At 39.3% G+C, this 15769-nt stretch carries 9 protein-coding genes; 5 read left to right on the top strand and 4 right to left on the bottom strand.

Going from position 1 to position 15769, the window contains the following annotated elements:
* Positions 1-924: 924 nt before the first annotated feature.
* Entirely contained in the window at positions 925-2043 is a 1119-nt protein-coding gene (locus tag AB3X55_00155) for a hypothetical protein (GenBank protein MEX0501987.1), read from the top strand.
* Positions 2044-2111: 68 nt separating this feature from the next.
* Here AB3X55_00155 and AB3X55_00150 read toward each other — a convergent pair whose 3' ends face one another.
* The 4 genes from AB3X55_00150 to AB3X55_00135 all read right to left on the bottom strand — a co-directional run bounded on the left by AB3X55_00150 (position 2112) and on the right by AB3X55_00135 (position 9144).
* Positions 2112-2756, bottom strand: a complete 645-nt coding sequence (locus AB3X55_00150) for a hypothetical protein (protein MEX0501986.1) — start codon at positions 2754-2756, stop codon at positions 2112-2114.
* A 1-nt stretch (position 2757) separates the two neighbouring features.
* Positions 2758-6354, bottom strand: coding sequence for a hypothetical protein (locus AB3X55_00145; GenBank protein ID MEX0501985.1), 3597 nt, complete (start codon positions 6352-6354; stop codon positions 2758-2760).
* 123 nt (positions 6355-6477) lie between these two features.
* Positions 6478-7662, bottom strand: coding sequence for a class I SAM-dependent methyltransferase (locus AB3X55_00140; GenBank protein MEX0501984.1), 1185 nt, complete (start codon positions 7660-7662; stop codon positions 6478-6480).
* A 3-nt stretch (positions 7663-7665) separates the two neighbouring features.
* Entirely contained in the window at positions 7666-9144 is a 1479-nt protein-coding gene (locus AB3X55_00135; GenBank protein MEX0501983.1) for a hypothetical protein, read from the bottom strand.
* 1084 nt (positions 9145-10228) lie between these two features.
* Here AB3X55_00135 and AB3X55_00130 point away from each other — a divergent pair.
* From AB3X55_00130 to AB3X55_00115, 4 genes are all read left to right on the top strand, one after another.
* Positions 10229-11101 (top strand): GNAT family N-acetyltransferase, encoded by an 873-nt coding sequence (locus tag AB3X55_00130; GenBank protein ID MEX0501982.1) that lies wholly within the window; start codon positions 10229-10231, stop codon positions 11099-11101.
* A 16-nt stretch (positions 11102-11117) separates the two neighbouring features.
* Positions 11118-12185 carry a pseudaminic acid synthase gene (gene pseI / locus AB3X55_00125; protein ID MEX0501981.1) on the top strand — a complete coding sequence of 356 codons (1068 nt, stop codon included), beginning with the start codon at positions 11118-11120 and terminating at the stop codon, positions 12183-12185.
* An 84-nt stretch (positions 12186-12269) separates the two neighbouring features.
* A complete protein-coding gene (locus AB3X55_00120; protein ID MEX0501980.1) occupies positions 12270-14336 on the top strand; it encodes a hypothetical protein in 2067 nt (688 codons plus the stop codon).
* On the top strand, positions 14323-15408 hold the full coding sequence (locus AB3X55_00115) for an N-acetylneuraminate synthase family protein (protein ID MEX0501979.1): 1086 nt from the start codon (positions 14323-14325) through the stop codon (positions 15406-15408). The genes AB3X55_00120 and AB3X55_00115 overlap by 14 nt, the downstream gene beginning before the upstream one ends.
* The last annotated feature ends 361 nt before the right edge of the window (positions 15409-15769 follow it).

Raw genomic sequence — 15769 nt, 5'->3', positions numbered from 1 at the left:
CACACATTGGAGGTGGCACTCCACAGTGTCGCAGCGAAGATGAAAAAAGTGCGACCGTAATGCCAAAAACCTGCCCGAAAAGAAGTAAAAAAATGCAACTTGCTGCGCCCACCGCCCTGTAATGCTAAATTGGAAAGGTTATTTTGGGAACGATCCTGGCAGAGAAAAATCTTGGCCTCTGTTTCGGTTACCGCAGCAGACAGCCATAAAAGGTGGAAGCGCCATGCATGTAATACGATGCAAAAACACCAATAAACTAGAAACTGCACTCTCACTCGCAGCGCCGAGATAACACCTCAAACCATTGTGCCGTGACACAATTCCAATGAATCGACACAAAAGGCTTTATCCCATTTGCTCAAGAAACACCTAAATCATTTCAGCCGACCTAGTTGGAGATTAAAGGCCAATCTGTTCGAAAAAAGCAGCCTGCGTGTATCAAACCTGGCACACACTAGCTGTAACGGAGCAACACCCGGATTTATTCAAAACAGAGATCAGTCAAGATAAGAAAACAATAACCTCGGAAAAAATGGCGTGCATAGCTCCGTTAGAGTGCAATAGTGAAAGTCAATATTTTATAAACCCAAAACATTACAGTGTGACCTAGCCTTGGGCCAAATTAACTTGAAACATTAAAGCCGTCACGCAAGATTGTGACACCGACTAAACAACTGTACAGAAGAAACAAAAACACAATAACCAGTCCGTAGGATACATTACACAACCAAAAGCGCCACATATGGTTACATGATACAAAAAAAGCTGCATAATCATACAAGGACTTAACGCACCGGCAAGTAGGACGCTCAATGCAAAAGGTGGCGGATTGTACCGGGCTTATCGGCGCAAAATTAAGAGACCATTGACCACAACATAGGTATTTCCCAAAAATACCTTTTTTATTGAGATGAAAGATTAGAGATGCAAGCAAATCACAGCCACTACATTGTAGTAGCACAAAACATTTTTATAGCGACACTTCTTGGGGTCTTGTTACATTTATTCAAAACACGTAGCGCAAAAATTGTACTACTTCCAAGTAAAATTGAATGTATACTAACTAAACAGTTCCTAAACTACTTAAATATAAACGTCTCGGTAAGGTATATCCCAAGATTACCCTTACGGGGCAAAAACAATATAAATATTGAATACGCTTTAAGAGAAGCCATTGAGGTAAAAAGGAACTCAATCTCCAAAACTAAAGCACAACAAAATGGAGAAAATTTACATTATTGGGTAAGCGAATTCCTTTCAAATTCACCCAATTCAAACCCACAATTTTGGATATTCAACAAATGGACAATTATTGGGCGGACACTTTTTAAACATTCGGCAAACCTCAACTGCTTGATATTTGAAAATGCAAACCACAAGAGAGGTATTTGTCTACTTGAAGCATACCCTGCTGAAAACGGTACCAACTTTAGAACAATGTTTAACAATAAATTTGAACCTAACGTAGCTACAAAACTCAAATCAACAGTAAGTTTATTGCGATTAATAAGATATCTGTCGCTAGCGGTTTCAGTCTTAACCAGAGGTGGTGTTAAATATTACTCCAAGAGACTAATACTAAGAGCGTTTTTTCTGTTACAGAAAAAATATCACACCCGACACACCGTCAAGGAAACTAGCGCCAAAAGGCACTTGTTATTCGTACTGCAAATCGAGGCAGACTCAGAAATCTTGAGGCATGGAACAGCATCAAATTATCAGAAGGTAATGTTAGATTGCATTATGAAAAACTATAACCAAAACACCTGTATACATTTACGCCCTCACCCGGGCGAATATACCCTTGGATGGAACAAAATAAGAAAAGCATTAAAATTGAAGAACATTCACTTTAGAGATAATTTGGCCGAGTTTAATGACTTAGACTTTCGGAGTTATGACGGCATTTATACTTTTTCAAGTAATATCGCAAGATTTATTCCAAAAGAGATTGCGGCCAAACGCCTTACAATTATTGGGTCACCACCGATATTACTCCATCAAGATATTGACAGTGATGTATTTTTCGCAGGTATATTTTAGTGAAAAATCGAAAGTATGAAATTTCAACAAGCCGCAAGACGTTTTAAAGCCCAGTATGACTGCAAAATTCAAACTAAAGAAGCATAAATGACGCCTAGCCTATTGTGCGCCTTCAACGCACGAATGATCTCAAAGAGAAAATATCTAAGAACAAAAAAGATTATAGCGACATTTATTAGCTCTGTCGAATTTGAAAAGCTTAACTGCTGAAAGAAAAATAAGTATAAAATCAACACCAAAAAAGAGGTCATGACAAGAACTTCAGTAGAAAACTTTTCATAAAGTTTATAATAAAAAGCACCTGCCAGTATTGAAAAACAAATAATCGTCTGTCTCAAACTCCCAGACAAAGCGATAATTAAGATAAAAAATAGGGAACCTAACCCAACCGCTGTATAAAAGGCTACACAAGCCGCATATAGTTTACCATGGTCACTACGTTTCCTAATCCTTAACAGCATACGGCAGAATATCCCAAATTTTGAAAAGTCTTCCTGACGTTGAAATTTAAGTTTCTCCACAATAATAAAAGAGACAAAAAACAACACTAGTACAGAAAGAAACATCAAGAACTTTGGATCTGATTGTGTAACAGCCACTGCAACTTTAATACAAAGTAGGAATGTTAACTGTCTTAAAAAGCGATGTAGTACATTGAGTGAGATCATTCCTTTTGTACTACAGGCGTTTATTTTCGTTAATGGTACCAGCATGTTATCCCTCAATCAGTTCTCTAAGAGCAACCTGCATCTGTAATCGAGTTTGTAGTGGCTCATTTTGATAGAAAGCTGGTGTGTTTACACTAAGATTGTGTGCGGCAAATCTTGTTTGTTTTGATTGAATAAAATTATCCCCAAAAAATGAGCATGCAATTGTTTCCAAGGCTAGCTTACTAACACTTTTATCAATCGAAAAATCCATATCGAATACGTCATCGATTGAACCGAGTTGTGAAAAACCTAGGGGATAGTCAATTCGAGCCTGGTAACTGAACGGAATTATCGGAAAGCCTAATGCGTTAAATTCGAGTATGGCAGAACCGTTGTAAATGAATGTTACATCCACATTTCTTAAAACAGCACCAATTGAAGCCGACTGTTGATCAATTATTGACACGTTTGAGGTCGGACGACGTATCCAACTGTTGATTGTGTCGATCAAAGCCAAGGAGATCTCAGGATTTATTTCATGTGGGTGGGGCCTAAAAAAGATAAACACATCTTCTCGTTTTTTTGCAAATGCTTCTACTCCCTTTATATAATCTTTATAACCTCCAAATATGCTTCCTCCATCTTGCACATGAGCCAAATCCACGGCTACTTTACCTAAACACATAATTGCCAGACCATCGGGAAATCTACTTCTCCATAAATGATACTTTGAAAAGACTTCATGATCCGTGATTTCTTGTTGGAATCTATCCTTTAAAATTCCCAAAGCCTCATCACAATATGTCTGCAGTTTAGACTTGTGACGGTTTTTCCAGCTTTGCAGTTCATGGTGTGCTACAAGAAACGGAGCTCGCTTAGATGAAGGCCCTGTATATTTCGAGACTTTAAACGTCGATGATGAATTTGAAAAACTAGGGTCAAGAAACCTTGAATATGTGGGTCCAAGCAAAAACACACCAATACCCTCATTGACGAGCTTCTGTTTTACAACAAAATAGGGAGAAACATGAGAGTTCGACAAAAGAAATTTTGCCTTTAAGCCAGATGATTGTTGAAATTCAATGCAGCTATTTAACACTGTGAGAAAGTCATCAGCTCTTTTTATTTCTACATCAAATAGTGCTTTTTCCTCTGGATTTTTCAGGCTGATAGAATATCTCCGGAAATAGGTCGAAATCCTTTCATAGAAACCCTGATAGTAATTTACCCCCTCGCACTCAACTAGTTTACCTTTCCAGTCTACGTTCCAAGTATTTTTCAATCCAAGAGGAAGGGACCTATATTTTTTAATTCTATTTAAACCCTCAACGGATTTCTCCTCGAAATTAAGGCAGGTCAATCCTGTTGCTTCGAAAGGATCAATGCATCCAATGTCGTTCCTCGTTAGCTCCTCCTGCAATGTGGCAAACATTGCCTGACTATTCTTACAGCCAGCAAAAAAGAGAAAAACCAATTGCGAAGGCGACTTAACATTGCTTGAAGTCTTTATGAAGTCCCTATACACAGCTGAGAATTCGACTGCTGTTTTTGCGTTTTTATAAGGAGCAGTAAGCGAAAGAGAAAGCAATCGGCCCAGTGAACCAATCCTGAAGAAATTTACCTCAATGTCAGATAAATCACCCAAGTCTCTTTTAGCTAGAAAATCATCCAATGATTGAAAATTTATTAGTTGCGAACCAATATAAGGCCGAATGATGCATTCCAGCCGTCGAAGGCTAAAGTGCTGTGGTTTCTTTATAACACTAAGAAAACATGATTTGATTAGCAAAAGGTCTAAGACCATTGGCATAGAAGATCGAACGGTAACTTGGCCACTCCGACTTTCTGATCTTAAAAAACCAAATAACTCAATTCGATTCGTAGACCTTCGCTCATCACTAGCAACTATTGCCTGGAACTCTTTGAAGAAAGCATCAATGTCTGCCGATAATCCTGCCCTACTACTTGCAAAGTCTTTTAGCACAGATTTTCTATATCGAAATGAATCAATGCCACTGACAAACTCAATGACACTTGAGCTAATTGTGGTGTCAAACTGATACCATTTCAGAGAGTTGGCTAATAGTGTCCACCGCCGAACTGCAATCTTGAATTCAGCTAGATATTTGTACGCAGAAAAAGCGAATGTGAGTTGGGCGATCCATTTAATATTAAACCGTAACAGTTCCGAGTTCGAAAAACCGCCAATTACTTGCCAAAAGTCAGCTATTAATCTTTTAGCAATCTTTGGATCACTCACTGATACAGCGATACTGCTACACAAAAAGGACAACTCTTCAACAAAACAAGACCGCTGAGTCGCACTTTCAGACAAACTTCCTCGGAGCAATAAACTTGCACATTTTAACGAAACGTTGGAAAAGCTCCGCTCACCAAGCCCAGCAAAAATCACACAGATCAAAAAGTGGTCTAAATTTCCGCACTCGAACTTGTAAGTAAATCCAAGACACTGAACCAGTACGTTCGAGTGCTGATCAATCTCAGCAGAAAGTTGTGCGCTCTCAAAGATACTTTCTGGTACACACCCCATTTTGATGGTGAGGTGATTTAAAAAATAAATTAGATGCCAATTTGCGAAACGAGGTTCAATAAGGTCGCCTTCTGTTCCACTTGCATTCCATTCAAGTTTTTCAGACCTGCTATCCGCTCTATTTGAAGGCCACAAATGGGCTGTTTGAAAAAGATAGAATTTAGCTCTTAACGCTGCTTCACTCCGCGATGTACCATTCTTTTCGAATTTTGACAGAAGCTCATTAATCCAACAGTCTTTAGAATAGAATTCAACATCACACCCTCGTATCGCCAGATCCAAACCAAACAAAGATGTCCGCGTTATAAATTTTTCTCCTGTATAGCTCTTCAAGTCCTTTTTACATTCAAATATTCCTAAACTCTCACAGTATTCAATTGTTTCTTGCTTATGCGGATCAAGCGGATGCGGTCGGAACTTAAGTTTAAGTTTTTTATACTTTTCAAATGTAGATACCCAATGAATAAAGCCAACGTTTGTGTCAACGCCTCGATAATTTTTTTGCAATAAAGACCTGTCTCTATCAACTTGACCAACAATAATTAGTGTATTTTCTACTTCCTGATTTTTTTCATCCAGGTTGATTGATGAATTATCAACGTACTTCCCGCTTCCATATGCAGGGAATTCTAACAAAGAAATAAATTTATTTATCTCTTCCTCTCTAAACACCGTTTTATTGGTTTCAATTTCAAAATTCCTCCAATATGAATCTGAAAAATATGGACGATTTTTTGTAATCGAGAAAGAATAGGACGCTTTATGTGGGAAAACACAATTTCTTAAGAAACCATCTTCAATTGAAAATACTCTAACGTTAAAAGACCCTAAGATCATGTTAGCAATTTTGTTCAAATAGCCAAATTGGTGGTAATTTGACCATGTGAAAAAGGTCTTGTTCTTCCTTCCATCTAAAGCTGCGATTAAAACGCAGACCCAAAAAGGAAGTAATCGGTTAAAAAACGTGACATTATCCGCTTTATCGTACAAATTAATTTCAGAAAAACTTAAAGCCTTTCTCTTTGAAAATTTAATTAGATATACTGATGCCCTTTGGTTGGAAGAGTGAGATTTCCTCAACGGAACTGTACCACAAAAACTAAAAAACAACCTTCATTCACCTTTTAACGTCGCTTATCTACACCAAAGGAGTTCAGCCATATCCTATGACAACGACTCAATCGCTGTCATTACCGGTCTAATTACGTAAAGACCTGAAACGCATCAACTTGCCTATTTCTTAAGCTGAAATACCACTGTTATTTGCTTTGGGCCGGTGGATTTATCTCCGATTAAGTCCGGTGCGCCGTAAAAATATATTTGTCCTATGTGTCCTTTAAATAAGTCAGTGATGTCTTCAACGGAAGAAAACCGAGTAGGATTAAGGTTTGTTCCAGTAACCGGCCTATCTTCTCGATCAGGGGGGCTATAAGCACACCCAATCGCAACAAATGAATCTGGCTTCGCGACACGAATAATTTCTGAAGCAGCTAATTCATTGTTATTAGAATATGCCAATACCCACCCGGCAATGATAACGTCGAATTGATTATCCTCAACAGGTAGCGCATGCATATCGCCTGATTTGATCAACGGACTGTAGCTAATTAAGTCGATCGATTCGACTTTATCGGGATTAAAACCGGCTGCATAAATCGAAAACAGTTCGGACTCAGACCTGGTTCCAATCGACAGGACCTTAGATTGATTAGCGTGCTTCTTCACGTAATCAATAGCCGTGAGGGGGTTCAAAAGCAGTTCTGCCCTCACACCATCATCGGCCCCAAGGTCCATTGTTTCCAAATTGTGGATCACGGTATTTTTGATGGAAAACTCGCCATCGGCAGCGTCAACAGAATATATATCGGCAATAAAGTCCGCACGCCGACGCCTCGCGAGATAAGAACGAATCTGTGGAACCTTCAAAAGCACCAATGGATTGCGCGTAATAACCCGGCCTGCAGCCCAGAGGTCAAGATCCTCCAGCAGGATATCGTTATTGTGCCCCCGTGTTAATGGCAATGCTTTTTCGAGCTTCCGAAACACACTCTCTTTCCTAACTTCCTGACCAAGAACCTGTGGGGCTATGCGGTTCGACGAGATGAAGTCCCTGTTCTTTGCAAAATAGTCATATGCCATAACTGCAACGTCATGACTTAACCGCCATTCCAATATTAGCTTTTCAACTTCAGACACGCTTTCTGCTGAAACCATGTCAGATCTAAGAGCTTTTATTAACGCCTTCATCGCAGCATTTTGTGAAGAAAACATCTGATGCTTATCAGGGTTTTGGATGACCTCAACCAGTAATTTTTGAGGGCTCTGTCCTTTGGAAACATAACGTTCCAGGACGTTTGTTTTAACTGAATCCACAAATCGCCGTTCTTTGACAGATTTAACTATTTTTTTAATTAGCATGATTTAGCTCATCGTTCTTTTTTGAAAATTAGTAAGGCCAGATAGGTTTGCAATGGAAAGTTTTTTTCCATCATCAGTAACCGGCGACGTCTCTTTTAGAAAAGTGGCCATTGCAATCAACCTTTCACCCTGTGTCACATACCCACCCCTATGAAAGCCGTTGGTATCAAGGAAGATTATTGACCCCTTCCGCCCGGAAGCAACGGTCTTTGTCACCTGCGGCTGTCCGATAACGCCTTCAAAAAACGGCTGATTGGGATATCCGGTGGAAAAGGGGAACGGATGGAACATGAACTCATCGTTTGAAAAACGCTCGCAACTTTGATCGATATATTCAGTCGCCCCAGTCTTTTCATCTACATCGCTGTAATAAACGAAGCATTTCAAAATCGATGTATCTTCTTGGTCCCTATGCCATTGTTGAGAACCCTTTTTCCCGCTCCGATTGCTTTCATTCACACTTGGATTCACCCACATCACCGGATTACGCAGCTTGGTCGGACAATTGTGGTATGTCCATGCAATTTCCAATATTTTCTCTTCACAGAAAAGTGCTCCAACTGGATGATCGGCACCAAGCGTGCCGAAGAACGAGTCATAGGGGACTTTTGTGGGAACATGCTTTCCTTTGAACTCATCATCTTGATCAAAATCAACGGAATTCTTGATCCTTGAAATGAGTTCCGCCACGGAGTCGTCGGCTTTAAATTTTTCAAAAGCATTGACACCGTCGTTCCAAAGTTGCTCACCGCCAAGTAGTTCATACACACTAGTTATAGCAATACCACGGTCATTTAAGTCGCTTAATACGCGAAGCTGAACGGGGCTTAACTTAAACACTTCCCCTGCTACTGAAACATCTTCTGAAAACGTTCTTTCAATCGGTGAAGATGAATGTCTGGCAAGACCACGTAAGTGTGAAACTCTGCGGACAACTGCTTTTGACGAACTGATCTTCTTTAGGTCAGCTGACTCCAAAGCTCTTGCAGCATTTTCAAATTGCCCGAGACCCGTCAAGCAATCGGCCTTTCTCAACTTCAGCTGACTATTTTCTGGATCATTTACGATTAATTTTTCAAAAATCGGCAGGGCCATCTCGAACTTGCCGCACATCGCTAACAAATTGGCCAATAGAGCGAGATGACGATTTTCCTCTGGGAAATTAGCCTGGAAACCTAACAACTCATCACACGCCTCAAACAGCCTCCCCTCGTCCCTCATCTTTTTTGCTGACGCTACAGCCAATTTAAGCGCTGCGTTTTGACGTTGTACCCGCTCCTTCAGTGAGCCTGAAGTCGATGATTTTTCAGGCACACCTGGACCAACAGTTACCTCCGAATCAAGGCCACGCAAAGTCTGAAACTTATCCTTTTTATCTGAGAAGGGTCTTGTTTTATTTTCACGGTATATTTTTTTCAACAGCTTGACAGCAGTCACCGGGAGAACAGCTTTCAAAAGACGCTTAATCAACACAACTATCATTTCAATCTCCGAAAGAAATAACCACGACCAAATAAAGTTACCAGAATTTGGAGACGAGCTCACACGTTCCTAAACACCAAAATTTCCAAGAATGAATACAATAAAGACCAGACCATGACAATGAGAAATGGGCCATCAAAACACGCGTGTTCCTATACCTGCAGATAAACCGATACCAGCGCACGCACTATTGAGCAAATAGCAAAAAGCCAGCTTCAAAACACCTTCAATCACCGCTGGCAGATAAAAATATTTGTGCAAACACTTTTGATTTACACCTAAAAGTAATTTAAACAATTATGAAGAATTTTTTCGTGTACGCCCAAGCCGTACGATAACGTGAATTCTGCTGATTTTATAACGCGGAATCTATTCTGTGGATCCACAATAAACGTGGACAAAGTAATTAAAAAACCTGTCACGCTGAACTGAAAAATCACAATAGGACATTCATTAAAAAAGTTAGCCTGTAACGCAATTCTCTATGAATAAACTTTAATAAATTTCTGTAGAGATTTGAAAGCTCCTCCCCTGGGCGCAAAATTAACAAGAGCCATCCATAAAGGCTTTTACTTTTGCCTTTGCCTACACCAAGTGAGTTCTGTCTAACATTGAAAACCAAATCAGAGATTCACCCAGACTATATGCAGCATTGATGCTCGACTACGCGGTCTCGCCTTGCGCATGTAGCTTGCCTAGAGTAAACAAAAGCTGTCTTGGGAAACATGTGAGCTTGCAAATCCACCCAGGAGTTTTGCGCACGAAAGAAGCAAAGATCACTTATTGGTCTTGGCGATATATATGCGAGAATTGATATGCCGAAAACAGTCACTATAGATTTAGCTCTGCAATGTTGATCTTGATGATAATTCATAACAAGTAGGCAAGAATACATTATCGTGCATAAACTCAAATTGTAAAAACTGGGATATAACATTTGAAGTAAAGTTACTTCATAATACATTAGTATATTTTTTGGCTGTATATTCTCGCTAAAAATCACCAAAAAAGCGTCTTCACCGTCACATTATTATGTTAATTATATTACCTAGACAAATGCACAAGTCAGCGGAGGCCTTAAAATATGGCATTAGATGAATTACTGACAGTCCGTTTGATCACATTAGACGACAAGTCTGATATTCTCACATGGAGAAACGATGTCATTAGTGTTGAAATGGCTTTTGTATCGAGGAAAATATCTCAAGTTGAGCATGATTTGTGGTTCAAAGATGTAATGGAAGACAAATCTCGAACAATCATGATGGGGGAAATTGAGGCTGGCAAGGTTGGTATCTGTCGGTTTGACATAAGCCCAACTGGCAATTGTGCAGAGGTCTCTATAAATATAAACCCCGAGTTTAGAGGCAAAGGTCTTGGAAAGAAACTTCTAGAAACAGCGGTGCATACTTTTCTTGATCAAACTAATTTGGACCTATTTGCTACGGTTAAACCAGAAAACAAGGTCAGCCAGAAACTTTTTCTAGGTTCAGGGTTTGATGTTTTCGAATCGAATGAAAGGGTGATCTCGTTTAGAAAACTTAAAAGAAGTCTAACGTTCCGAGAAGTGACCACTGCTGATACAAAGGTTTTATATGAACTACTAAGGAACCGTCAGTTTGCAATCAGCCATTCAATTATGCCAAGCTACGAGGAGCATTCAAGTTTTGTAACCCAGGCGCCTTATCTGAGTTGGTTTATTGTTGTAAGAGGCGCTCCGATAGGCACTTTTTATATAAAGGCTGACAACTCAATTGGCATTAACCTTAACAACCCTACTCATGACGAGATTAAGCAAGTGTTAGATTTTATATCGCGGAATTTTACACCTTGTAAACCAACCGCTTCCGTTATTCCCAATTATTTTTATATCAATGTTTCAGATAATAATTCTGAGCTTAAAGATACACTTCAAAAGTGTGGCTTAAAATCCATTCAAACATCATTTAAATTGTAGATACGGAGAGGTTGGGATGTTTCAAATCAATGGTGATTTTGTAGGAACAGGTTATAATCCATTTATTATCGCTGAATTATCTGCGAATCATGGCGGCTCCATTGAAAGAGCAAAAGCGTCTATAGCAGCTGCGAAAAACGCTGGTGCGAGTGCTGTTAAGATACAAAGCTATACTCCAGACACCATGACAATGAAATCTTCCAAGGAAGATTTCTTGATTCCCGAAGGCTTGTGGAAAGGCTACAATTTATATGATCTTTACCAGGCTGCTTATACTCCTTATGAGTGGCACAGTGAGTTGTTTGCTTTTGCAAAACAGATAAACGTGACGCTTTTCTCTACACCATTTGACGAAACGGCAGTTGACCTCCTTGAAAGATTAAATACACCTGCTATCAAAATCGCCTCATTCGAGCTAACCGACCTACCACTGATTGAATATGCTGCTAGGCTGAAAAAGCCAATGTTTATGTCAACAGGGATGGCTACCTTGGAAGAAATAGCTGAAGCAGTGGAAAGTTGCAAAAAAGCCGGATGCAAAGATCTTCTTCTTTTTCACTGTATCAGTAATTACCCGGCGGATCTTTCTGATGCGCAACTTAATAATATTCTTGCTTTAAAACAGGAGTTTAACGTTGAAGTTGGTCTTTCGGACCACACTACATCCAACTTGGCTTCGATCATAGCAGTTTCAATGGGTGCTGTTGCAATAGAAAAGCACTTCAAACTGGATGATGAGGACTGCGGACCAGACGCTAGTTTCTCAATTTTGCCTGACCAACTTAAGTCATTGGTCGAAGACTGTAGTTTCGCTCGCCATGCTCTTGGCAAGCCAGACTTTAGCAGGCCTAAAACAGAGGCATCAAATAAACGCTTTCGTCGCTCCCTATACTTTTGCAAGCCGCTAAAAGCTGGACACGTTATCACCGACGCAGACATAAGAAGAATAAGACCTGGCTTTGGCCTTGACCCAAAGTTTTTTAAAGATGTCATTGGGCTTAAACTAGCAAACTCTGTTGAAGCAGCTGACCCGGTGAAGTGGGAACATTTTGAATCAAAAAACCTTCCAAACCGTCGTCCTTGACGCAATTTTAATTGGAAAAACTATTTCAAAATTATCTAACGCTTCTAACTTGATGTTTTCATCTTCTAACGGCTGAACAGATTGATGATAAAAAAATATTTAACAAAAATGCCTTGGTTCAACAAAATTGCAAGCCTTTCGGCAAGGAGCAACTATGCCTTGGGGGGTGAAGTCTGTGAAAAGATAGGAGATCTTATTAAAGAAAATAACAAACAGGAAACAAAACGCCTGAAGATTGCACACGCTTCAAAAACAGCCAAACAACTGGCTTCGAGTCATCTGTGGAAAGACGTTCTTATTTTCTGTAAGTGGTTTCATGAACAGATTGGAGAGTTTCCAAAGATTTTTTCATACCTCGGGCGAGCCGAACTAGAATGTGGAAGCCCAAAGTTAGCCGTAGCTTACCTTTATGAGGCAGTTAATACTGAAGATACAAAAAATAATAATATGTCGCTTTTTCAGGCACTCAAGATCACGGGGCGATGGGATGAAGCGATTGCGATAATGGCAAAAATGCAGGATCGGTTTGAGCAAGCTCCTGACGTGCCAATTGAAACATCGTTTTCTCGCTTAAAGGGTTCAGCTGAATTTTTAAGAAGAGCAGATGAGCTGTTCCATTCTGTTAATCAGCCTACACAAATAAAAGGAGTAGTGTTTCTGTCAAGCTATAGTTGCGAAAATACAATAGGTTTAAACTTATTAGCCTTAAACACCCTCAAGAAAAGAGGGTATGCCGTGATACACCTTTGTGAAGGTATACTGAGCAAACAGGCAACAGGCGACACGACATTAGATAAATTCCATGGGATGTTAGGCTACAAAAAGAATTTCATAAGAACTATCCCAAAAAATAGTCACCGGTATTATGACTGGGAGATAGACTGGTCAAACAAAATCATAAAAGCTCAGGGAATTAATTTTTACCAATGTTTCTTCGAGCGCTTATCGCGCGATTATCGCAAATATTCAATATCTTACGATATAAAAACCAGGTCGTATATTGACAGCTTAATTAATCAAGCTGACGTAGCTTTGAAAGTAATTAACGAGATCAGGTCTTCACTCGGAGACCGGCCTAACTTTCCTGTCCGCTTTTTATCGGGCAGTTCCCAATATGTCCCCTATGGGATTTTCAGGACTTATTGTGCAAATTTATCAGGTGAAATTGACTTCGAATTTGTTTCTACCCTGATAGGCAAAGAATTCAATTTTTATAATAAAATCAATGCGAATAGCCACTTCGTATCGACAAGGAATGTAACGGCCTACAAAGACACTAGAATGCCACAATTACCCACAGCAGATGGTTTCTCTAAATGGGTCAAAAACCATCGAATTAGTACTGAGGAACGTAATTTTGTTGATCGCTTTATATCTTACGATCGGAACTTAACTTCCAAAATACACCCAAAAGGCCAAGAAGTGCTTGACCGGATTGAAAAAGAAAAATCTTTAGGTCGACCAATAATTTGTGTTTTTGGAAAAGTCATCTGGGATTTTGATTACCCATATGATTCTGGTCCTGCACACAATAGCCTTAAGGATTGGATTAACCACACTGTTGATTGTGCTCGTAACAGCGAAGCTATTTTTCTTATCAAGCCACATCCTCATGAAGAAGTTGAGCAAATAGCTGGCAAACCCAATGAACGTTTCATTGATCTTATTGAGTGTGAGATACCTAGTAATGTAGTTATCTTGGGCACTCATTGGTTAAACACCCGTGATTTGGTAGATAAAATCGATCTTGGTGTTGTGTGGGCGGGAACAGTTCAACTGGATTTGGGAATTAATGAAGTACCAGTTCTTACCTGTTGTGACTGGGGCGCTAAAGATTACCCCATTGATTTTATGCGACCTAAAAATAGGTCCAATTACCAATATCTGCTCTCGAATGTTGAGGCGGTTACCCCACCAAAAAATTATAGGGAAAACTGCATTGATGTCCTGAGATACATGGCTAGTGACGAATTATTTATTCCTTACTCTTATTATGTCCGCTCGACCACAAACTTGTTGATAATCCCTAGCTGGATTGAGCACGACATTGATAACTTCAATCGAAACGGTGACGTTTTCGTGGAGCAACAAGCGGACCGATTTTTTGATGATCGGCCAATAACATTGGAAAACAGTAATGGGCCGTCTTGAATTTAAGCTATCATCACTAAAACAACCTAAGGTTTACATAATAGCTGAAGCTGGAGTTAACCATAACGGTCAAATTGACTTGGCATACAAGTTAGTCGAAGGAGCTGCAAAGGCGAAGGTGGACGCCATTAAATTTCAAACATTTATACCAAACGAAATGACAAGCCCAATTGCACAAACGGCACTGTATCAGAAACAAAACTTTGGAAAAAACCAAAGCCAATTGGAAATGCTTGAAAAATTAACATTGTCTTTTGATGATTTCAAAAACCTTAAAGCCTATTCAGAAAGTTTGGGATTAGATTTTTTATCAACACCCTTCGATCGGACAAGCCTTGTATTTCTTTCAGAACAGTTAGGCTGTGAGGTTATAAAACTTGGCTCGGGAGATTTGACCAACCTGCCCTTAATATATGATCTTGGCTTTAAAAGGCAGAAAGCAATTATTTCTACCGGTATGGCAAATGAACAGGAGATCGATGAGTGCCTTAATGCTTATCTGGCTGGCTTTAACAAAGAAGAATTTCCCAATTTTGACAATCACATTTTTGACATGCTTTCTGGACAATTAATTTTGCTACATTGCGTATCTCAGTACCCAGCACCAATAGATCAATTAAACCTAAATTATATTCCCCTCTTAGCAGAGAAATACCCATTTCCCGTTGGTTTCTCTGACCATACAATGGGCTTTGAAGCTTCCATTGCTTCTATTGCACTTGGTTGTCGTGTGATAGAGAAGCATATTACCTTGGACAATAATCTAAATGGACCTGACCATTTGGCGTCTTTAGAAATAGCGGCACTAATTCAATTTGTGGAATGCTTAAGAAACACTGAATTAACATTAGGGTTGCCCGAAAAAAGGTGTATGCCTTGTGAAATTGAAACGAAACGCGTTGCAAGAAAATCAATATTTGCCAAGAAAAATATTGTTTCTGGCGAAGTTTTCACAAAAGAAAATATCGTGATACTCAGACCTGGGATTGGAATTAAGCCAAATAGATTTTGGAGCTTACTTGATACACCAGCCTCTCAAGATTACAAAAAGGGGGACTTGATTGAAGATTGAGATTTAAATCATGTTCTTAGGAATTTGCTTTTGTAGCACCAGACTGTGTTTTAGACTTTTCTGCTGGAAACAAACGACAGATGTGTAACTCAGTATCCTTTCGACTATTCAAAGTTAGTAATGAATTGCAGTAGTGAAAATACAGAGAGCATAAATCAAAGTCGACCAGATACTCAGTTCGTAAAATTCGATTTAAGTAATAAGGTGTTTTTGATTTGTTATATTTTTATACACTTGCCTAATGGCTACAAATAGTAAATTTATTGGCATTTTTCCCGTTGTTTGAGAAGGCATTTACGTATGCTTTTCCTATTTTCTTGATGAAACTTAGCCATAGTAGTTTTAGTACCTTTAATAGGTC

The organism is Alphaproteobacteria bacterium LSUCC0719, from assembly GCA_040839025.1.
In the GTDB taxonomy this organism is placed as follows: Bacteria; Pseudomonadota; Alphaproteobacteria; order Puniceispirillales; family Puniceispirillaceae; genus UBA8309.
The sequence above is the reverse complement of the archived record's forward strand: the minus strand, read 5'-3'. Positions and strand labels throughout refer to the sequence as shown.